The sequence below is a fragment of the Halomonas sp. A11-A genome, assembly GCF_003182195.1.
Lineage (GTDB): Bacteria > Pseudomonadota > Gammaproteobacteria > Pseudomonadales > Halomonadaceae > Halomonas > Halomonas alkalicola.
In genome coordinates, this window is sequence record NZ_QGTM01000001.1 from 198254 (window position 1) to 216352 (window position 18099).

22 protein-coding genes are annotated in these 18099 nt (G+C 68.5%); 6 read left to right on the plus strand and 16 right to left on the minus strand.

The window, feature by feature from the left end; translation table 11 throughout:
* Positions 1–91: 91 nt before the first annotated feature.
* From DER72_RS00935 to zapE, 6 genes are all read right to left on the minus strand, one after another.
* Complete coding sequence (locus tag DER72_RS00935) at positions 92–859, minus strand: cytochrome c1 (RefSeq protein ID WP_110068129.1); 768 nt, start codon at positions 857–859, stop codon at positions 92–94.
* On the minus strand, positions 859–2118 hold the full coding sequence (locus DER72_RS00940; RefSeq protein WP_110068130.1) for a cytochrome bc complex cytochrome b subunit: 1260 nt from the start codon (positions 2116–2118) through the stop codon (positions 859–861). Before DER72_RS00940 ends, DER72_RS00935 begins: the two co-directional genes overlap by 1 nt.
* Positions 2118–2711 (minus strand): ubiquinol-cytochrome c reductase iron-sulfur subunit, encoded by a 594-nt coding sequence (gene petA, locus DER72_RS00945; protein WP_110068131.1) that lies wholly within the window; start codon positions 2709–2711, stop codon positions 2118–2120. Before petA ends, DER72_RS00940 begins: the two co-directional genes overlap by 1 nt.
* Before the next feature lie 224 nt (positions 2712–2935).
* Positions 2936–3325 carry a 30S ribosomal protein S9 gene (gene rpsI, locus DER72_RS00950; protein WP_110068132.1) on the minus strand — a complete coding sequence of 130 codons (390 nt, stop codon included), beginning with the start codon at positions 3323–3325 and terminating at the stop codon, positions 2936–2938.
* A gap of 13 nt (positions 3326–3338) precedes the next feature.
* Positions 3339–3767 (minus strand): 50S ribosomal protein L13, encoded by a 429-nt coding sequence (gene rplM / locus DER72_RS00955; protein ID WP_110068133.1) that lies wholly within the window; start codon positions 3765–3767, stop codon positions 3339–3341.
* A gap of 173 nt (positions 3768–3940) precedes the next feature.
* Positions 3941–5128 (minus strand): cell division protein ZapE, encoded by a 1188-nt coding sequence (gene zapE, locus DER72_RS00960; protein ID WP_110068134.1) that lies wholly within the window; start codon positions 5126–5128, stop codon positions 3941–3943.
* 194 nt (positions 5129–5322) lie between these two features.
* On the opposite strand from zapE, the gene DER72_RS00965 reads away from it, so the two are divergent.
* Positions 5323–5772 carry a YhcB family protein gene (locus DER72_RS00965; RefSeq protein WP_181395576.1) on the plus strand — a complete coding sequence of 150 codons (450 nt, stop codon included), beginning with the start codon at positions 5323–5325 and terminating at the stop codon, positions 5770–5772.
* A 299-nt stretch (positions 5773–6071) separates the two neighbouring features.
* Here DER72_RS00965 and DER72_RS00970 read toward each other — a convergent pair whose 3' ends face one another.
* Entirely contained in the window at positions 6072–6833 is a 762-nt protein-coding gene (locus DER72_RS00970) for a Nif3-like dinuclear metal center hexameric protein (RefSeq protein ID WP_110068135.1), read from the minus strand.
* 102 nt (positions 6834–6935) lie between these two features.
* Between DER72_RS00970 and DER72_RS00975 the strand changes: the two genes are divergently transcribed.
* Positions 6936–8189: a S1C family serine protease gene (locus tag DER72_RS00975; RefSeq protein ID WP_110068136.1), complete on the plus strand. Its 1254-nt coding sequence runs from the start codon at positions 6936–6938 to the stop codon at positions 8187–8189.
* 84 nt (positions 8190–8273) lie between these two features.
* On the opposite strand, the gene hisD is transcribed toward DER72_RS00975, so the two are convergent.
* From hisD to DER72_RS01020, 9 genes are all read right to left on the minus strand, one after another.
* A complete protein-coding gene (gene hisD / locus DER72_RS00980) occupies positions 8274–9593 on the minus strand; it encodes a histidinol dehydrogenase (RefSeq protein ID WP_110068137.1) in 1320 nt (439 codons plus the stop codon).
* A 119-nt stretch (positions 9594–9712) separates the two neighbouring features.
* Positions 9713–10363, minus strand: a complete 651-nt coding sequence (gene hisG, locus DER72_RS00985; protein WP_110068138.1) for an ATP phosphoribosyltransferase — start codon at positions 10361–10363, stop codon at positions 9713–9715.
* 19 nt (positions 10364–10382) lie between these two features.
* On the minus strand, positions 10383–11645 hold the full coding sequence (gene murA, locus DER72_RS00990; RefSeq protein WP_110068139.1) for a UDP-N-acetylglucosamine 1-carboxyvinyltransferase: 1263 nt from the start codon (positions 11643–11645) through the stop codon (positions 10383–10385).
* A gap of 12 nt (positions 11646–11657) precedes the next feature.
* Positions 11658–11912: a BolA family protein gene (locus DER72_RS00995; RefSeq protein WP_110068140.1), complete on the minus strand. Its 255-nt coding sequence runs from the start codon at positions 11910–11912 to the stop codon at positions 11658–11660.
* Positions 11913–12035: 123 nt separating this feature from the next.
* Positions 12036–12371 (minus strand): lipid asymmetry maintenance protein MlaB, encoded by a 336-nt coding sequence (locus tag DER72_RS01000; protein WP_110068141.1) that lies wholly within the window; start codon positions 12369–12371, stop codon positions 12036–12038.
* On the minus strand, positions 12368–13021 hold the full coding sequence (locus DER72_RS01005) for a phospholipid-binding protein MlaC (RefSeq protein WP_110068142.1): 654 nt from the start codon (positions 13019–13021) through the stop codon (positions 12368–12370). The genes DER72_RS01000 and DER72_RS01005 overlap by 4 nt, the downstream gene beginning before the upstream one ends.
* A 44-nt stretch (positions 13022–13065) precedes the next feature.
* The gene (gene mlaD, locus DER72_RS01010; protein WP_110068143.1) at positions 13066–13530 is read right to left on the minus strand and encodes an outer membrane lipid asymmetry maintenance protein MlaD; all 465 of its coding nucleotides are present in this window, start codon (positions 13528–13530) and stop codon (positions 13066–13068) included.
* A 54-nt stretch (positions 13531–13584) separates the two neighbouring features.
* On the minus strand, positions 13585–14367 hold the full coding sequence (gene mlaE / locus DER72_RS01015) for a lipid asymmetry maintenance ABC transporter permease subunit MlaE (RefSeq protein ID WP_110068144.1): 783 nt from the start codon (positions 14365–14367) through the stop codon (positions 13585–13587).
* Positions 14364–15176, minus strand: a complete 813-nt coding sequence (locus DER72_RS01020) for an ABC transporter ATP-binding protein (protein ID WP_110068145.1) — start codon at positions 15174–15176, stop codon at positions 14364–14366. Before DER72_RS01020 ends, mlaE begins: the two co-directional genes overlap by 4 nt.
* Positions 15177–15425: 249 nt before the next feature.
* Here DER72_RS01020 and DER72_RS01025 point away from each other — a divergent pair, with 249 nt between their 5' ends.
* Genes DER72_RS01025 through lptA form a run of 4 tightly spaced genes read left to right on the plus strand, consistent with a single transcriptional unit; the run spans position 15426 to position 18097 of the window.
* Positions 15426–16421 (plus strand): SIS domain-containing protein, encoded by a 996-nt coding sequence (locus DER72_RS01025; protein WP_110068146.1) that lies wholly within the window; start codon positions 15426–15428, stop codon positions 16419–16421.
* 26 nt (positions 16422–16447) lie between these two features.
* Positions 16448–17005 carry an HAD family hydrolase gene (locus DER72_RS01030; RefSeq protein WP_110068147.1) on the plus strand — a complete coding sequence of 186 codons (558 nt, stop codon included), beginning with the start codon at positions 16448–16450 and terminating at the stop codon, positions 17003–17005.
* Positions 17006–17009: 4 nt separating this feature from the next.
* Entirely contained in the window at positions 17010–17594 is a 585-nt protein-coding gene (gene lptC, locus DER72_RS01035) for an LPS export ABC transporter periplasmic protein LptC (RefSeq protein ID WP_110068148.1), read from the plus strand.
* Positions 17591–18097 (plus strand): lipopolysaccharide transport periplasmic protein LptA, encoded by a 507-nt coding sequence (gene lptA, locus DER72_RS01040; protein ID WP_110068149.1) that lies wholly within the window; start codon positions 17591–17593, stop codon positions 18095–18097. The genes lptC and lptA overlap by 4 nt, the downstream gene beginning before the upstream one ends.
* Positions 18098–18099: the final 2 nt, after the last annotated feature.

The window sequence follows — 18099 nt, forward strand, 5'->3', positions numbered from 1 at the left end:
GCGGGAGGCCGTGCTCCCAGGCTGCCAGCAGAAACCACAGGGGGCGCATGACCCTCGGCCATGCGCCCCCGAACGTCACCACCGCAGTGGATCAGTGGATATCGCGCCAGTACTCACGCTTCAGCAGGTAGGCGATGACACCGAAGATGAAGATGAAGATCAACACCTTGGGCGCCAGGGCCTGGGCCTGGAGCTTGGAAGGCTCGCCCACGTAGACCAGGAAATTGGTCAGGTCGTACATGGCCTCCTCGAACTCGTCCGGCTCCATGCTGCCCGGGCGAGTGATCTGCAGCACCTCGCAGGACTGGTACTTGCCGGTCAGCGGGTCCAGCTCGGCGCCCGGCAGCGGCCGGTCGCTCTCGCTGCACACCATCTCCTGCACGCCCTGCAGGGGCTCGAGCACGTTGGGCATGGCCGACGCCTCGAGCACGGTGTTGTTGACGCCGAGCGGCTGACTCGGGTCACGATAGAACCCCAGCAGATAGGAGTAGATGTAGTCCGCTCCCCGCAGGCGACTGAACAGCGTCAGATCGGGCGGTGCCACACCGAACCAGTTCTCGGAGTCACCCGACTGCATGGCAACATGCATCTGGTCGTTGAAGACCAGCTCGCTGGAGAAGATCAGATTCTCCTCGATCAGGTCCTGGGGAATACCCAGATCGGCAGCGGAGCGGGAGAAACGATGGTGCTCCAGAGAGTGGCAGCCCATGCAGTAGTTGACGTAGAGCTGCTTGCCACGCTGCAGGGACGCCGTGTCGCTGAGGTCCGGCGACATCGAGTGCGGCATGTCCGGCAGCGGAGCCGCCATGGCCGCGAACGGCACCAGCGCGAAGAGCAGTGCGAAGAGTTGCTTTTTCATTAGCCAGTCACCCTCTCCGGAACGGGTTTGGTCTTCTCCAGCCTGGTGTAGATCGGCATCAGCAGGAAGAAGGCGAAGTAGATCGCGGTGCACAGCTGCGCCACCGCAGTGCGGAGCCCTGTGGCCGGGATGGCGCCGAGGACGCCCAGGACCACGAAGCTGATGGCGAACAGGGTCAGCATCACCTTGGACATCCAGCCCTTGTAGCGCATGGAGCGCACCGGGCTGCGATCGAGCCAGGGCAGCACGAAGAGCACCGCGATGGCACCGCCCATGAAGAGCACGCCGAGGAACTCGGCCTGCAGCGGGCCAATATTGAAGGTGATCGCACGCAGGATCGCGTAGAAGGGCGTGAAGTACCACACCGGCGCGATATGGTCCGGCGTCACCATCGGGTTGGCGGGCTCGAAGTTCGGACGCTCGAGGAAGTAGCCGCCGCCCTCGGGGAAGTAGAAGATCACCGCCGCGAAGACGAACAGGAACACGGCCACGCCGACGATGTCCTTCACCGTGTAGTAGGGGTGGAAGGGGATGCCGTCCAGCGGCTTGCCGGTCTCGTCCTTCTTCTCCTTGATGTCGATGCCGTCCGGGTTGTTGGAACCCACCTCATGCAGGGCGATCAGGTGCAGCACCACCAGCGCCAGGATCACGATGGGCAGGGCCACCACGTGCAGGGCAAAGAAGCGGTTCAGGGTGATACCGGAGATCAGGAAGTCACCGCGAATCCACTGGGCCAGGTCGGGACCGATGAACGGGATGGTGGCAAACAGCGAGATGATGACCTGGGCACCCCAGTAGGACATCTGCCCCCAGGGCAGCAGGTAGCCCATGAAGGCCTCGGCCATGAGCAGCAGGTAGATGGCCATGCCGAAGATCCACACCAGCTCGCGGGGCGCCTTGTAGGAGCCGTAGAGCAGGCCGCGGAACATGTGCAGGTAGATCACCACGAAGAAGGCCGACGCACCGGTGGAGTGCATGTAGCGAATCAGCCAGCCCCACTCCACGTCGCGCATGATGTACTCGACCGAGGCGAAGGCGCCCTCGGCGGAGGGGTTGTAGCTCATGGTCAGCCAGACGCCGGTGAGGATCTGGTTGACCAGCACCAGCAGGGCCAGCGAGCCGAAGAAGTACCAGAAGTTGAAGTTCCTGGGCGCGTAATACTTGGTCAGGTGGTCCTGAACCATCTGGGTGGCGGGGAAGCGATCATCGACCCAGCGCATCAGGCCCTTTTCTGCCTTCGCCTTGTTCGGGTTACCCATCAGGCAGTCTCCTCGTCTTCACCGACAATGATGATGTCGTCGGTCTCGAAGCGATACGGCGGCACCTCCAGGTTGGCAGGCGCCGGCACGTTGCGGAATACGCGACCCGCCAGGTCGAAGTAGGAGCCGTGGCAGGGGCAGAAGAAACCGCCCGGCCAGCCACTCATGTCGACCGCATCGGGCTCGGGACGGAAGAGCGGCGAGCAGCCCAGGTGGGTACAGATGCCGATCAGCACGCCAATCTCGGGGCGGATGGAGCGCAGCGGGCCACTGATGTAGGCGGGCTGCTGCGGCACCTGCGAATCGGGATCGGACAGGCGAGAGCCGTCGAAGCTCTCGGTGCGCTCGATCATCTCCGGCGTGCGGTTGATGATCCATACCGGCCGACCGCGCCACTCGACGGTCATGCGCTGCCCCGGCTCAAGCTTGGAGATATCCGCCTGAACCGGCGCACCCGCCGCTCTCGCCCTGGCACTGGGCTGCCAGGAAGCCACAAAGGGGACCGCTACCCCGACGGCACCCACCGCACCCACGACGGTGGTGGCACCTACGAGGAAACGGCGCCGACCCTTGTTTACGCCGCTATCTGCCATTTCAAGGTTTCTCCCATCAGCTTACCCGTTGATCCATCACGGGCGGAAAAGCATCCCGCGACCACGGATACCAAATGCGCACTATAGTAAGAAAATGCGGCTCACCATACAAGGACAATGACCCTTGACGAAGGTGTAACACGCCCGTCAAATCATTGATCCTAAAACAAAAACGCCCGAGTCGTAGACTCGGGCGTGAGCGTCTCTGGCGCGATAATCGGCGCTTAACGCTTGGAGAACTGCGGGCGACGACGCGCCTTGCGCAGACCCACTTTCTTACGCTCGACCTGACGGGCGTCGCGGGTCACGTAGCCGGCCTCACGCAGCTGGCTGCGGAATTCCTCGTTGTACTCCATCAGGGCACGGGTGATGCCGTGACGGATGGCACCGGCCTGGGAGGAGCCGCCGCCGCCCTTGACGGTCACGAAGACGTCGAACTGGTTCAGGGTGTCGGTCAGCTCGAGCGGCTGGCGGACCACCATGCGGCCAGTGACGCGGCCGAAGTACTGGTCCAGCTCAAGGCTGTTGACGGTGATCTTGCCGGTGCCCGGCTTCATGAAGACACGGGCGGTAGAGGTCTTGCGGCGCCCGGTACCGTAATACTGCTGTGTCATGGCGAAGACTCCCTCAGATGTTCAGTTCTTGCGGCTGCTGGGCGGCGTGCGGATGCTCGGCACCGGCATAGACCTTGAGCTTGGAATACATGGCGCGGCCCAGCGGACCCTTGGGCAGCATGCCCTTGACGGCGCCTTCGATGATGCGCTCGGGCGCATGGTCGAGCAGCTTGTCGAAGGTCATGGAGCGCAGGCCACCGGGGTAGCCAGTATGACGGTAGTAGGTCTTGGCCTTGGCCTTGTTGCCGGTGACCTTCACCTTCTCGGCGTTGACGACGACGATGTAATCGCCGGTGTCGACGTGCGGGGTGAATTCCGGCTTGTGCTTGCCACGCAGGCGACGAGCGATTTCGGTGGCCAGGCGGCCGAGCGTCTTGTCCGTGGCGTCGACGACATACCAGTCGCGCTGGACGGTCTGCGGCTTAGCAGTGAACGTCTTCATGGAGCTATCACCAGTTCAAGTGTATTGGGTTCTCAGCCGGCTCTCCGGCATGGAACCATCCCTATTCTTCTTGGTTGCCACCCGCCGGGGCTCGCCGCGTGGCGAACAGGGACGGGGACAACGAGTAGAGCGCGCGAATTCTACACGAGACGATGCCCCGGGCGCAATGCCGATCACGGCTTGTGGGGCAGCGCCAGGTACTCGTGGGACTGCATCTCCTGCAGACGCGACAGCGTGCGCTGGAATTCGAACTCGAGGCGACCATCGGCGTAGAGCCGCTCGGCGGGCACCTCGGCGGACATCAGCAGCTTGACCCCGCGGTCGTAGAACTCGTCGACCATGTTGATGAAGCGCCGCGCCTGGTCATCCGTCGCCCCGCTCATGCGGGTGACATTGGCGACCAGCACGGTGTGAAACTCGCGAGCCAGCTCGATGTAGTCGTTCTGGCTGCGCGGGCCATCGCACAGCTCCCGGAACTCGAACCACACCACGTCATCGTGCAGCCGCCGGGCACGCAGCACGCGATGGTTGATCTCGATGGGGGCATCCGCTTCGCCCTCATGGCCGGCGATCTCCCGGAAGCTGCGTGCAAGCTCGCTCTCCGCGGCGGCATCCAGCGGCGCATGGAAGATCTCGGCGCGCTCCAGGGCGCGCAGCCGGTAGTCGATGCCCGAGTCGACGTTGACCACCTCGCAGTGACGCTTGAGCAGCTCGATGGCCGGCAGGAAACGCGCTCGCTGCAGGCCGTCCTTGTAGAGGTCGTCGGGCACGATATTGGAGGTCGCCACCAGCACCACGCCATGCTCGAAGAGCGCCTCGAGCAGGTTGGCCAGGATCATCGCGTCGGTGATGTCCTTGACGAAGAACTCGTCGAAGCAGATCACCCGCGCTTCGCTGGCGAACTTGGCGGCGATCAGCTTCAGGGGGTTCTTCTCGCCCTTGTAGTGGGTCAGCTCGTTGTGGACCCGCTGCATGAAGCGGTGGAAGTGGGTGCGCATCTTCTCCGGGAAGGGCAGCGACTCGTAGAAGGCGTCCACCAGATAGGTCTTGCCGCGCCCCACCCCGCCCCAGAAATAAAGGCCCGTGACCTCGGGCAGCACCGACTCGGGCGCCGACGCCTGACGGCTGCGCTTGCCGAACAGGCCGGCCATGCGCGAGGCGATCTTCCCCTGGGGAGGCACGGCCCGTGGCCGGCGCCGCGGAGCGGCCATCAGGTCGTCATGCAGACGCTGCAGGTGGGCGACCGCCTGCTCCTGGGCGGGGTCGTACTGGAAGTCGTCCCGCTTCAGGTCGGCGCGATAGCGCTCGGTGGGCGACAGGCGAGCGTCTCGGGACTCGGGCGGGGTCGGCGTGGCACTCATGCGGGGTTCGGACCATCTCGGCTGTAGGTGGTTGCGCATTATACGCATAGAGGCCGAGGCACGCACCGCCATGACCCCGCCAGAGGGGCGCGTTGACCCGCCGCCGCGGCTCGGCCCTATAATGGGCGCCCGGGGCCTCGCCCCAGACGGGCCCGCACCGAGGCGGGCCGATCCACCGCCGCAGGGAGACAGACGTGGACGCAAGCAAGATCAACTGGATTCTGGCCATCGCCTGCCTGCTCGCCGGCATTGGGCTGGGCGCACTGGGCTACCACCTGCTCAACTCCAGCGCCGCCAGCCTGCAGAAGCTGCGCCGGCGCCTGGCCGAGCGCGACCGTGAACTGGCGGCCCTGCGCGATGGTGTGGACGATCACCTGGGGGAGATCTCCCGCCTGGTGAGCGCCCTGCAGCGCGACGGCGAGGCGCTGGCCAGCCGCCTGGCCCAGGACGCCAGCCGCCTGGGCGGCAAGGGCGCCCCGCGCGCCGGCCTGGAGGCCACCCCCGCCAGCGCCCCCGCGGCCGAGGGCAGCGAGGAACCGGCCACTCCCCGGGACTATGCCGATGGCACCGGCGGCACCCTGTCGGAGGATTTCGGCCTCAAGGACGACGAGGACGCCAAGGCGCCTCAACCGCCCCGCTACTGAGGCCGCCGCGGCACACTCTCAGAGCTCTCGACAAGGTCTCGGCCTCAAGGACGACGAGGACGCCAAGGCGCCTCAACCGCCCCGCTACTGACCTCCTCCCCCACCGCCCCGGCCTCCGGGGCTATCACAGTCACCGATGCCTTGTCAGCGAAAGGCGCCGGGGATAGGCCGGAGAGGGGGTCCGTGGACCAGGGATGGTCTAGGTAGCCCCCAGGGAGGGGTTCATGGCGCCCCCTAGCAGGCCTATCGCCGGAACAGCCTTGAGCGATGCCGCCGTCAACCGTAGTCCTGCCCCGGCCTCAGGCGGGGTTGTCGATATCCACGAAGCGGTGCTCGATACCGAACTCATCGGCCAGCCACTCGCCCAGCGCCTGGACCCCGTAGCGCTCGGTGGCATGGTGCCCTGCCGCCAGGTAGTGGATGCCGAGCTCCCGGGCCAGGTGGGTGGTGCGCTCGGAGATCTCGCCGGAGATGAAGGCGTCGGCACCCGCCTCCCAGGCCGCGGTGATCATGTCCTGGGCGCCCCCCGTGCACCAGGCCACCCGGCGAATTTCGCCCTGGCCCGGCGCCTGTACCAGCAGCGGCTCGCGCTCGAGCCGCTGACCCACGTGGGCGGCCAGGCCGCGGGCATCCAGCCCCGTCGGCGGCGAGCCCAGCCACAGCAGCCCCTCGCCCGTCTCACCGTCGGCGCAGCCCTGCACCCGGAACGCCAGCCGGCGAGCCAGCTCGGCGTTATTGCCCAGACTGACATGGGCATCCAGCGGCAGGTGATAGGCCAGCAGGCTGATGTCGTGGGCCAGCAGGGTGCGGATGCGCCGGCGCTTCATGCCGGTGATCGCCACCGGCTCGTTCTTCCAGAAGAAGCCGTGGTGCACCAGCACCAGGTCCGCTTGCCAGGCCACCGCCTCGTCGAGCAGCGCCTGGCAGGCGGTAACGCCGCTCAGCACCCGGCGCACCGTCTCGCGGCCCTCGACCTGGAGGCCGTTGATCGTGTAGTCCTTGAAGCGTTCCGCCGCCAGTTCCCGGTCACAGGCGGCCACCAGCGCATCGCGATTCATCATGGAGAGCTCCCTACGTCTGCGGGGTGACAATGTTACAATTGCCCCATTGTACCGGCGGGGCCACCCTCCCCGCGACCGCCCGCCACAAGGACGCCGACCCGCATGCCTCGCCTTCTGCGCTCGCTCACGCCCTACCTGCTGCCGATCACCATCGGGGTGCTGCTGGCCGTGGTGCTGCTCAACACCTTCCCGCAGCTGAGCGGACGCCAGGCGGACCCCACACCGCCGCCGCAACCCACGGTCCAGCCGCCCCCGGCGCCATTGAGCGTCTCCCCCCGGGTCGAGGCACCGCAGGAGAGCGAACCGCGCCCCGCCCCGGAGCTGCGCCAGGCCGCCCCGCTCTCCCGCGAGCAGGGGCCGGTAAGCTACGCCGCCGCCGTGGAGAAGGCGGCGCCGGCGGTGGTCAACATCTACTCCTCGCGGGTGGTGGAGCGCGACCAGCACCCGCTGATGTCGGACCCCTTCTTCCGTCAGTTCTTCGGCGACGACGTGCCCGCCCGCCAGCGCATGCTGTCGAGCCTCGGCTCCGGGGTGATCGTCAGCGAGGAGGGCTATGTGCTGACCAACCACCACGTGATCGGCGGGGCCGATCAGATCCAGGTAGCGCTGCGCGACGGCCGCGAGACCCTGGCCGAGGTGATCGGCACCGACCCGGAGAGCGACCTGGCCGTGCTGCGCATCGACCTCGACTCCCTGCCGGTGATCGAGCTGGCCGACTCCACCGAGGTGGCCATCGGCGATGTCTCGCTGGCCATCGGCAACCCCTTCGGTGTGGGCCAGACCGTCACCATGGGCATCATCAGCGCCACCGGACGCAGCCACCTGGGCCTCAACGCCTACGAGGACTTCATCCAGACCGACGCCGCCATCAACCCCGGCAACTCCGGCGGCGCCCTGATCAACGCCGAGGGGGCGCTGGTGGGGATCAATACCGCCATCTTCTCGCGCTCCGGCGGCTCCCAGGGCATCGGCTTCGCCATCCCCGCCAACCTCGCCGCCAACATCCTCGAGGAGCTGGTCACCCAGGGGCGGGTGATTCGCGGCTGGCTCGGCGTCGAGGCCCAGGAGCTCAACCCGGAGCTGGCCGCCTCCTTCGGCCTGCAGGCGCCCCGCGGGGTGGTGATCGCCGGCGTGGTGCCGGACGGCCCCGCCGACCGGGCCGGCCTCCAGCCCGGCGATGTGCTGCTGGCCATCGACAACCGCCCGATCCTCGATGCGCGGGTCACCATGTCCGACATCGCCGCGGTGGCCCCCGGCGAGACGCTGCCGCTCACCGTGGTGCGCGGCGGCGAGACGCTGCAGGTCACCCTGGAGGTGGGCGAGCGCCCGGCACCGGAGCTGCGCCGCCCGGAGTAGCCTGTCGCGCCCCGCACCAACGCAGGAGGCCCCGCCATGGCGGGGCCTCCTGCGTCTCGACCGAACCGTCCGACCGGCTCGGGCTCACTCCTTGATGCGGTACTCGGCGCTGCGCGCGTGGGCGGTCAGCGACTCGCCGCGGGCCAGCACGGAGGCCACCCGGCCGAGTCGGGACGCTCCCTCGGCGGAGCAATGGATGATCGAGGAGCGCTTCTGGAAGTCGTAGACCCCGAGCGGCGAGGAGAAGCGCGCGGTGCCCGAGGTGGGCAGCACGTGGTTGGGGCCGGCGCAGTAGTCGCCGAGCGCCTCCGCGGTATAGCGGCCCATGAAGATGGCCCCGGCGTGGCGAATCTCCGGCAGCCAGCCCTCGGGGTTGGCCACCGAGAGCTCCAGGTGCTCGGGGGCGATGCGGTTGATCAGCGCCACCGCCTCCTCGCGGCTGGCGCACCGGATCAGGGCGCCGCGACGGGAGAGCGACGCGCGCACGATCTCCTCGCGCTCCAGGGTCGGCAGCAGCCGATCGATGGCGGCCGCCACGGCGTCGAGGTGCTCGGCGTCCCAGCTCACCAGGATCGACTGGGCATCCTCGTCGTGCTCCGCCTGGGAGAAGAGGTCCATGGCCAGCCACTCCGGGTCGGTGCCACCGTCGGAGACCACCAGGATCTCCGAGGGGCCGGCGATCATGTCGATCCCCACCTGGCCGAACACCGCGCGCTTGGCCGTGGCCACGTAGATGTTGCCGGGCCCGACGATCTTGTCGACCCGCGGCACTGTCTCGGTGCCGTAGGCCAGCGCCGCCACCGCCTGGGCACCGCCCACGGTGAAGACCCGGTCGACGCCGGCCAGGTGGGCGGCGGCCAGCACCAGCTCGTTGAGCACGCCGTCCGGGGTCGGCACCACCATAATGATCTCGCGCACCCCGGCCACGTGGGCGGGAATGGCGTTCATCAGCACCGAGGAGGGATAGGCCGCCTTGCCCCCCGGCACGTAGATGCCGGCGCGGTCCAGCGGCATCACCTGCTGGCCCAGCACGCTGCCGTCGGCCTCGGTGTAGTGCCAGGACTCGGGCTTCTGACGCTCGTGGTAGACGCGGATGCGCTCGGCGGCCTGGGCCAGCGCCTCGCGCTGCTCGGCGGGCAGGCCGTCATAGGCCTGGCGCAGCCGTTCGGCGGACAGGGTCAGCTCCGCCATGCCGGTCGCCGAGAGGCGATCGAAGCGGTTGCTGGCCTCCACCAGGGCCTCGTCACCGCGGGCCTTCACCGCCGCGATGATCTCGTCGACGCGGTGCTGCACCGCGGCGTCGGAGACCCCCTCCCAGGCCAGCAGGGTCGACAGGCGGTCTTCGAAGCTCGCCTCGGCAGTGGCAAGCCGGGCGATGCCGGAGGGGGCGGTTGTCTCGGTCATGGCAGCTTCCGTCATCAATCGGGGAGGACTCTATTGTTCGGGCCCGGGGGCCAGGGGGCAAGGGGGCTTGAGCTATGGCGTCGAGACGCCATGGCTATCATTCCTCCAACCCCGCCGGTTCAGGCCAGGGTTTCCCGGCGCGCGGCCACGGCCTGGCCGAGGCGCTCCAGCAGCGGCTTGATGCGCGCGTGCTTCATGGTCATGGCGGCCTTGTTGACCACCAACCGGGTGGAGACCTGCGCGATCAGCTCGCGGGGCTCCATGCCGTTGGCCCGCAGGGTGTTGCCGGTGTCGACGATGTCGACGATCTCGTCGGCCAGGTTCATCAGCGGGGCCAGCTCCATGGCGCCATAGAGCTTGATCACCTCGGCCTGGATGCCCTGCTCGGCGTACCAGCGGCGCGCCACCCCGACGAACTTGGTGGCCACCCGGCGCCTGGCGCGGGCCGGCTCGGCCCCGACGATCCCGGCGGTCATCAGCTTGCAGCGGGCGATCTCCAGGTCCAGCGGCTCGTAGAGCCCCTCGGCGCCGTGCTCGAGCAGCACATCCTTGCCGGCGACCCCCAGGTCGGCGGCGCCCAGCTGCACATAAGTGGGCACGTCGGTGGCGCGGATCACCACCAGCTTGACGTCGGGCAGGTTGGTGTCGAACAGCAGCTTGCGGCTCCTGCCCAGGTCCTCGGCCGGGGTGATGCCGGCATCGGCCAGCAGCGGCAGGGTCTCGTCGAGTATGCGGCCCTTCGAGAGGGCCAGGATCAGTTGTTTGCTCATGCTCTTGCCTTGGTCGTCCTTAGCCCGGCACGCGACGAATCTGCGCACCCAGCAGCTGCAGCTTCTCCTCGATGCACTCGTAGCCGCGGTCGATATGGTAGATGCGGTCGACCAGGGTCTCGCCCTCGGCCATCATCGCCGCGATCACCAGCGACGCCGAGGCGCGCAGGTCGGTGGCCATCACCGGGGCGCCGGAGAGGCGCTCGACCCCCTCGATCACCGCGGTATTGCCTTCCAGGGCGATCCTGGCGCCCATGCGGTTGAGCTCCTGGACGTGCATGAAGCGGTTCTCGAAGATGGTCTCCACCACCCGGGAGGTCCCATCGGCCACCGCATTCATGGCCACGAACTGCGCCTGCATGTCGGTGGGAAAGGCCGGATAGGGGGCGGTGCGGATGTTCACCGGCCGCGGGCGCTTGCCGTGCATGTCCAGCGCGATCCAGTCGTCGCCGGTGGTGATCTCGGCGCCGGCCTCCTCGAGCTTGGCGAGCACCGCCTCGAGGATATCGGCGCGGGTGCGGCGCACCTTGACGCGCCCCCGGGAGAGTGCGGCGGCCACCAGGAAGGTGCCGGTCTCGATGCGGTCGGGCATCACGTCGTGGTAGGCGCCGTGCAGGCGCTCGACGCCCTCGATGACGATGGTGTCGCTGCCGTGGCCGCGGATCCTCGCCCCCATCTTGATCAGGCACTCGGCCAGATCGACCACCTCCGGCTCCCGCGCGGCATTCTCGAGCACCGTGGTGCCGTCGGCCAGGGTGGCGGCCATCAGCAGGTTCTCGGTGCCGGTCACGGTCACGGTATCGAAGAAGATGGTGGCGCCCTTGAGGCGACCATCGACCCGGGCGCGAATGTAGCCGCCCTCGACGCGGATCTCGGCGCCCATGGCCTCGAGGCCACGCAGGTGGAGGTCCACCGGGCGCGAGCCGATGGCGCAGCCGCCTGGCAGGGAGACGTCGGCGTGGCCGAAGTGGGCCAGCAGCGGCCCCAGCACCAGGATGGAGGCGCGCATCTTCTTGACCAGCTCATAGGGCGCATCGCAGTGCTTCACCTGGGCGCCGTCGAGCTGAATGGTCATCTTCTCGCCCATCACCGGCTCGACGCCGAGGTGGCCGAGCAGCTCCAGGGTGGTGGTGATGTCCTGCAGGTGCGGCAGGTTGCCGATGGTCACCGGCTCCTCGGCAAGCAGGGTGGCGCACAGGATCGGCAGGGCAGCGTTCTTGGCGCCGCTGGCCCATACCTCGCCGTCGACCGGCCCGTTGCCGGTGATGATCAACTTGTCCATGGGGGCTCGATCTCAGGCACCGGCGTTTTCCGGCGCGCTTTCCCACTGCGCCGGGGTATAGGTCTTGATGCTCACCGCGTGCAGGGCGCCGGAGGCGATCTCGTCGGCCAGCGCCCCGTAGATGAGCTGCTGGCGCTTGACCGGCGACAGGCCCGAGAAGACCTCGCCCACGGCCACCACCTGGAAGTTGCAGCCTTCGCCCTGAATATGGAACTCGCAGCCTTCGATGCGCGCATCGAGCAGCGCCTTGACGTCGCTGGGGTGCATGGTGCGGCACTCCTGTCTATTAAACGGGAAGGCCACCGGGCGCGGCGCGGCCGATGGCACGAAACGGGGATGGCCCATGGTAATGAAAAGCGCGTCGCTTGGCGATCTCGGCAGGCCATCGCCTCAGGCAGCGTCGCTCTCCACCGGGAGCAGGCGCTCCAGTCCGGCGAGGTCGGTGAGCCGGCGCAGGGCCGGCGAAAGGCGCACCGCCTGCAGCTTGAGGCCGGCGGTGCGCGCGGCCCGGGCCCACTCCAGCAGCACGCTGAGCGCCGCACTGCTGACGTCGGCCACGCCGGTGAGGTCGAAGCTGACCCGGGTACCGGCGGGCTGGCTGGCGAGCCAGCCGCGCCCCGCCTCGGCCAGGGCCGCGGCGGCCTCGAAGCCCACCCGCCCCTCGACCTTGAGCGCGCTGCCGTCGGCCTCCAGGCAGACGTCCGCGCCCTCGAGCAGCCGGGTCATGCGCTGCCGCCCTCCTCGAGCTCCTCGACGGCCAGCTCCGGCGCCCAGTTGTTGATCACGGCGTCATAGTCGCGGCCCTGTTCGCGCATGGCCTGGTCGAACTGGTTGCGGAAGGTGAGCCCCAGGTTGATGCCGTTGACGATCACGTTGACCACCCGCCACTCGTCGCCGGAGAGGCGCAGCGAATAGCTGACCGGGTAGACCTGGCCATTGGTCGCGACCACCTCCATGTCGACGCTGGCCTGGTCCTCGTGGCGCTGGGGGCGCTGGCTGTTCAGCACCCGCAGCTCGCGATAGTCGAAGGTGACCAGGCCCTTGGTGTAGGTGTCGATCAGGGTCTGGCGGAAGGTATCGGCAAACCGCGCGCGCTGCTGGGGCGTGGCATTCTGGAAGTAGCGCCCCATCACGCTGGCCCCGATATAGCGGAAGTCGGCGATGTCATCCAGGCTCTCGTCGACCAGCGCCTTGAGCTCGTCGAGGTTGTCGGCGAAGTAGTCGCGACGCCCCTCGATCTCGGCGGTGAGCGTCTCGACGCTTTCACGGATCACCTGCTCGGGGGAGCGCTCGGGGGCGGCGCTGGCCGGCAGGGCGAACAGGGCCAGCGCCAGGCCGGCCAGCAGGGCACGCACGGGAAGAAAAAGACGGCTCATGCAGAAACTCTCCTTGAAGGGGGCACAAAGCGGTACCGCTCAGGTCAGTCGCTCATCATGTTGGACAGGAACTGCTGGATGAGTTCTTCCAGCACCACGGCCGACTGGGTGTCGCGAATGGTGTCGCCGTCGGAGAGGGTCTCGGGGTCGCCGCCCACGCTGAGCCCGATGTACTGCTCGCCGAGCAGCCCCGCGGTGAGGATCGCCGCGGTGGTATCCCGGGAGAGCCTGTCCTCCAGGTCGCCGTTGAGCTCGAGAATCACCCGGGCATCGTACCAGTCGGTGTCGAGCTCGATGGCCGAGACCCTTCCTACGGTGACACCGGCCATGGTGACCCGCGCCCGCGGCTTGAGGCCGCCGATATTGGCGAAGTTGGCCTCCAGGCGGAAGGTATCGCCGGGCGCCTGGAAGGTCAGGCCGCTGACCCGCAGGCCGAGGAATACCAGGCCGAGGATGCCGGCGAGCATGAACAGCCCCACCCCCAGCTCCATCATCTTGCTGCGCTTCATCGTTTCTCTCCGAACATCAGGCTTGCGGGGCGTCTCTTCCTGTCGGGCATCCGCTCAGGAGAGGCCACCGAACATCACCGCGGTCAGCACGAAATCGAGGCCGAGCACGGCCAGTGAGGAGTAGACCACGGTACGGGTGGTGGCCCGGGAGATTCCCTCCGAGGTGGGCACCAGGTCGTAGCCCTGGAACACCGCGATCCAGGTCACCACCACCGCGAACACCAGGCTCTTGACCATGCCGTTGCCCACGTCACCGATGAACTCGACGCTGGACTGCATGTTGCCCCAGTAGGAGCCCTCGAAGACGCCGAGCCACTCCACGCCCACCAGGTAGCCGCCGTAGATCCCCACCACGCTGAAGCCGATGGTGAGCAGCGGCAGGGCCACGAACCCCGCCCACAGCCGCGGGGCCACCACCCGGCGCAGCGGGTCGACGCCGATCATCTCCATGCTGGTGAGCTGCTCGGTGGCCTTCATCAGGCCGATCTCGGCGGTCAGCGCCGAGCCGGCGCGGCCGGCGAACAGCAGCGCGGCCACCACCGGCGCCAGCTCGCGCAGCAGCGACAGCGCCACCATCTGGCCCAGCGCCTGTTCGGCGCCGAAGTCCACCAGGATGGTGTAGCCCTGCAGCGCCAGCACCATGCCGATGAAGAGCCCCGAGACCAGCACGATGGCCAGCGACAGCACCCCCACGAAGTGCATCTGGCGCAGCCACAGGTGCCAGCCCTCCCGGCTGGGCACGCCCACCGCCGACTGGGCCACGAAGATGCCGGCCCGGCCCAGCGACTCGAGAAGCTCGCAGCCGCGCCGGCCGAGGCTGGTGATCCGCCCGATCATCGCCGCCCTCCCGCATTGAGGATATCGGTAAAGAAGTCCACCGCCGGATAGTGGAAAGGCACCGGGCCGTCGGGCTCGCCATGCACGAACTGGCTCACCCGGGGGTCCTGGTCCACGTCGAGCCCCTCGGGGGTGCCGTGGGCCATCACCTGGCCGTCGGCGATCACATAGACGTAGTCGGCGATGGTCAGCGTCTCCTTGATATCGTGGGAGACCACGATGGAGGTGAGCCCCAGCGCCTCGTTGAGGCGCTTGATCAGCTGCACCAGCACGCCCATGGAGATGGGGTCCTGGCCGACGAATGGCTCGTCGTAGAGGATCAGCTCGGGGTCCAGGGCCATCGCTCGGGCCAGCGCCACCCGGCGTGCCATGCCGCCGGAGAGCTCCGCCGGCATCAGGTCGCGGGCGCCGCGCAGCCCCACCGCCTCGAGCTTCATCAGCACCAGGTCGCGAATCATCGCCTGGGGCAGATCGGTGTGAACGCGCAGCGGGAAGGCGACGTTCTCGAACACGCTGAGGTCCGAGAAGAGCGCCCCGCTCTGGAACAGCATGCCCATGCGCCGGCGCATGGCGAACAGCGCCCGGCGCGACTGGCGATGCACGTCTTCGCCGTCGATCAGCACGCGGCCGGCATCGGGGACCAGCTGGCCGCCGATCAGCTTGAGCAGCGTGGTCTTGCCGGTGCCGCTGGGACCCATGATGGCGGTAATCCTGCCCCGCGGGATGACGAGATCGACGCCGCGGAAGATCTCCTTGTCACCCCGCGAGAAATGCAGACCCTCCACCACCACGAAGGGAGTGTCACTCATCGGCTCGTCAACTCTTCCGGAACCCTGGGGATAATTATCGAACATCGTATCCTAACTCCCCGGGCCTGCGCCAGCGACACGCTCTTCTCCCCTCCCCCGACGCCTTGCACTCCCCGAGGCCAGCGCGTTTAATGCGCCCTTCCCGCTTCTCCGCCAAGGACACCGCATGCTGGTACCGCTGATCGTCGTGCTGCTGGGCCTCGCCGCTGCCCCTTGAGTGAACCCGTGCAACAGGCAACAATCATCGCCATGACCCAACAGACTCCCCAGGCCCCACACGCCTCGCCGCTGCGCGACAGCGCCCGGCGCACCCTGCGCCTCGAGCAGCAGGCCATCGGCGCGCTCATCGCCCGCCTCGACGCCGACTTCGACCGCGCCTGCCAGCTGATTCTCGCCTGCCGCGGCCGGGTGGTGGTCACCGGCATGGGCAAGTCCGGCCATATCGCCGGCAAGATCGCCGCTACCCTGGCCAGTACCGGCACCCCGGCCTTCTTCGTGCACCCCGGCGAGGCCAGCCACGGGGACCTCGGCATGATCACCCCGGGGGACGTGGTGCTGGCGCTCTCCAACTCCGGCGAGACCGCCGAGGTGACCGCCCTGCTGCCGCTGCTCAAGCGCATGGGAGTGCCCCTGGTCAGCATGACCGGCCGCCCCGCCTCGACCCTGGCCCGCCACGCCGAGGCCCACCTCGACGCCGGCGTGGAACGCGAGGCCTGCCCGCTGGACCTGGCGCCCACCGCCTCCACCACCGCCGCCCTGGCGCTGGGCGATGCCCTGGCGGTGGCGCTGCTGGAGTCTCGCGGCTTCACCGCGGAGGAGTTCGCCCTCTCCCACCCCGGCGGCAGCCTCGGCAAGCGGCTGCTGCTGCGCGTGGCCGACCTGATGCACGACGGTCCCCGGTTGCCCATCGTGCCGCTGGGCAGCCCGCTACGCGACGCCCTGCTGGAGATCACCCGCCAGGGGCTCGGCTTCACCTGCGTGGTGGACGACCAGGGCCGGCTGGCCGGGGTCTACACCGACGGCGACCTGCGCCGCACCCTGGACCAGCACAGCGACCTCTCCGGCCTGACCGTCGACACGGTGATGACTCGACCCGGCAAGCGAGTGGCACCGGAGATGCTGGCCGCCGAAGCGGTGAAGCTGATGGAGGACCACCGCATCTCCGCCCTGGCGGTGGTCGACGACAACGACCGGCCGGTCGGCGCCCTGCACATGCACGACCTGCTCGCCAGCGGCGTGATCTGACCCTCACCCCCCGAACCGGAGCTCCCATGCCCCACACCCTCCCGCTGCAAGACCCCCGCCTGGTGGACCGCCTGCGCCGCATCCGCCTGCTGGCCCTGGACGTCGATGGCGTGCTCACCGACGGTCAGCTCTACTTCCAGGCCGACGGCATCGAGATCAAGGCGTTCAATGTGCAGGATGGCCACGGCCTCAAGCTGCTCAAGCGTGCCGGCATCGAGGTGGCGCTGATCACCGGCCGCGACTCCCCGACGGTGAGCCGCCGCGCTGCGGCGCTGGGCATCCCGCACGTCTTCCAGGGGGTGGAGAAGAAGCTGCCGGTGCTGCGCGACCTCTGCGCCCGCCTAGGCCTCGAATTCGACCAGGTCGCCTACTGCGGCGACGACATGCCAGACGTGGGCGCCATTCGCCGCGCCGGCGTGGGCATCAGCGTGCCGAACGCCCCGGAGTACATCCAGAAGCACGCCGACTGGGTCACCGTGAAGGGCGGCGGCCAGGGCGCCGCCCGCGAGATCGCCGACACCCTGCTCAAGGCCCAGGGCCACTGGGACGCCGTGATCGACACCTACCTGCACGGGGCCGGCTGAGCCCATGGCCCTGCCGCGGCCGTCGTTTCGGGTCTGGCTCTTCCTGCTGCTGCTGGCGCTGGGTGGCATGCTGGTGCTGCTCGACTCGCGCAGCGTCAGGGAGCCCGGCGCGGTCCCCCGGGACGAAGCCGGCGAGCCGGACTTCTACCTGGAGGGGGCACGACTGACCCGCTTCGACGGCGAGGGGCGCGCCCATCAGCGCATCGAGACGCCACGCCTGGTGCACACGCCCCACGACGACGTCACCCGCCTCGAGACTCCCGACGCCCGGCTCTACGACAACGCCGGCCGGGTATGGCTGGCCGAGGCCGACAGCGGCGTGCTGGGTCCCGGCGGCAACCCGCTCACCCTCTCCGGCAGCGCCAGGCTCCACGCCCCCGAGGAGCGCTGGCAGCTCGACACCGAGGTGCTCCACTACGACGCCGAGAGCGGTCACGCCTGGAGCGACACCCCGGCCCTGCTCCAGCAGCCCCCCCAGCGCATGAGCGGCGAGCGCTTCGACGCCTGGCTCCATGACAACCGCGCCCGACTGACCGACAATGTGCGCGGCCACCATCCGCCCGAGACCCGAGAGGACCCCCAGCCATGAAGCGAACCTCCGCCCTGCTGCTCTGCCTGCTGCTGCCGCTGGTCGCCGCGCCGACCCTGGCCCAGGGCCGCGATGCCGAGGCCCCCATCGAGGTGGAGGCCGACCGGCTCGACCTGGACGACCGCGCCGGCACCGCGGTCTATACCGGCGAGGTGGATATCCGCCAGGGCAGCATGCGCCTGACCGGCGATCGGGTGGAGATCCAGCGCAACGCCCAGGGCCAGCTCTCCCGCGCCATCGCCACCGGCGAGCGCGCCTATCTGGAGCAGCAGCCCGACCCCTCAGAGCCCATGGTGCGCGGGTGGGGCCGCACCATCATCTACCACGTGGCCGAGCGGCGTATGGAGCTGATCGACCGCGCCGAGCTGCACCAGGGCGGCGATACCTTCGACGGCGGCTATCTGGAGTACTTCCTCGACCGCCGCGTGGTCCAGGCCCGCAGCGAGGGCGAGGGTGTCGAAGGACGCCAGCGCATCCGCATGACCCTACAGCCCGAGCAGTAAGG

What these genes read in the sequence shown, in the direction of transcription:
- lptA (WP_110068149.1), top strand. Translation starts at nt 17,591, where the DNA reads ATGAAGCGAACCTCCGCCCTGCTGCTCTGCCTGCTGCTGCCGCTGGTC.
- DER72_RS00975 (WP_110068136.1), top strand. Translation starts at nt 6,936, where the DNA reads ATGCCTCGCCTTCTGCGCTCGCTCACGCCCTACCTGCTGCCGATCACC.
- DER72_RS01005 (WP_110068142.1), bottom strand. Translation starts at nt 13,021, where the DNA reads ATGAGCCGTCTTTTTCTTCCCGTGCGTGCCCTGCTGGCCGGCCTGGCG.
- rplM (WP_110068133.1), bottom strand. Translation starts at nt 3,767, where the DNA reads ATGAAGACGTTCACTGCTAAGCCGCAGACCGTCCAGCGCGACTGGTAT.
- murA (WP_110068139.1), bottom strand. Translation starts at nt 11,645, where the DNA reads ATGGACAAGTTGATCATCACCGGCAACGGGCCGGTCGACGGCGAGGTA.
- DER72_RS01000 (WP_110068141.1), bottom strand. Translation starts at nt 12,371, where the DNA reads ATGACCCGGCTGCTCGAGGGCGCGGACGTCTGCCTGGAGGCCGACGGC.
- mlaD (WP_110068143.1), bottom strand. Translation starts at nt 13,530, where the DNA reads ATGAAGCGCAGCAAGATGATGGAGCTGGGGGTGGGGCTGTTCATGCTC.
- DER72_RS00970 (WP_110068135.1), bottom strand. Translation starts at nt 6,833, where the DNA reads ATGATGAATCGCGATGCGCTGGTGGCCGCCTGTGACCGGGAACTGGCG.
- DER72_RS00935 (WP_110068129.1), bottom strand. Translation starts at nt 859, where the DNA reads ATGAAAAAGCAACTCTTCGCACTGCTCTTCGCGCTGGTGCCGTTCGCG.
- DER72_RS01020 (WP_110068145.1), bottom strand. Translation starts at nt 15,176, where the DNA reads ATGAGTGACACTCCCTTCGTGGTGGTGGAGGGTCTGCATTTCTCGCGG.
- lptC (WP_110068148.1), top strand. Translation starts at nt 17,010, where the DNA reads ATGGCCCTGCCGCGGCCGTCGTTTCGGGTCTGGCTCTTCCTGCTGCTG.
- DER72_RS01025 (WP_110068146.1), top strand. Translation starts at nt 15,426, where the DNA reads ATGACCCAACAGACTCCCCAGGCCCCACACGCCTCGCCGCTGCGCGAC.
- mlaE (WP_110068144.1), bottom strand. Translation starts at nt 14,367, where the DNA reads ATGATCGGGCGGATCACCAGCCTCGGCCGGCGCGGCTGCGAGCTTCTC.
- DER72_RS00940 (WP_110068130.1), bottom strand. Translation starts at nt 2,118, where the DNA reads ATGGGTAACCCGAACAAGGCGAAGGCAGAAAAGGGCCTGATGCGCTGG.
- zapE (WP_110068134.1), bottom strand. Translation starts at nt 5,128, where the DNA reads ATGAGTGCCACGCCGACCCCGCCCGAGTCCCGAGACGCTCGCCTGTCG.
- hisG (WP_110068138.1), bottom strand. Translation starts at nt 10,363, where the DNA reads ATGAGCAAACAACTGATCCTGGCCCTCTCGAAGGGCCGCATACTCGAC.
- petA (WP_110068131.1), bottom strand. Translation starts at nt 2,711, where the DNA reads ATGGCAGATAGCGGCGTAAACAAGGGTCGGCGCCGTTTCCTCGTAGGT.
- hisD (WP_110068137.1), bottom strand. Translation starts at nt 9,593, where the DNA reads ATGACCGAGACAACCGCCCCCTCCGGCATCGCCCGGCTTGCCACTGCC.
- DER72_RS00995 (WP_110068140.1), bottom strand. Translation starts at nt 11,912, where the DNA reads ATGCACCCCAGCGACGTCAAGGCGCTGCTCGATGCGCGCATCGAAGGC.
- rpsI (WP_110068132.1), bottom strand. Translation starts at nt 3,325, where the DNA reads ATGACACAGCAGTATTACGGTACCGGGCGCCGCAAGACCTCTACCGCC.
- DER72_RS01030 (WP_110068147.1), top strand. Translation starts at nt 16,448, where the DNA reads ATGCCCCACACCCTCCCGCTGCAAGACCCCCGCCTGGTGGACCGCCTG.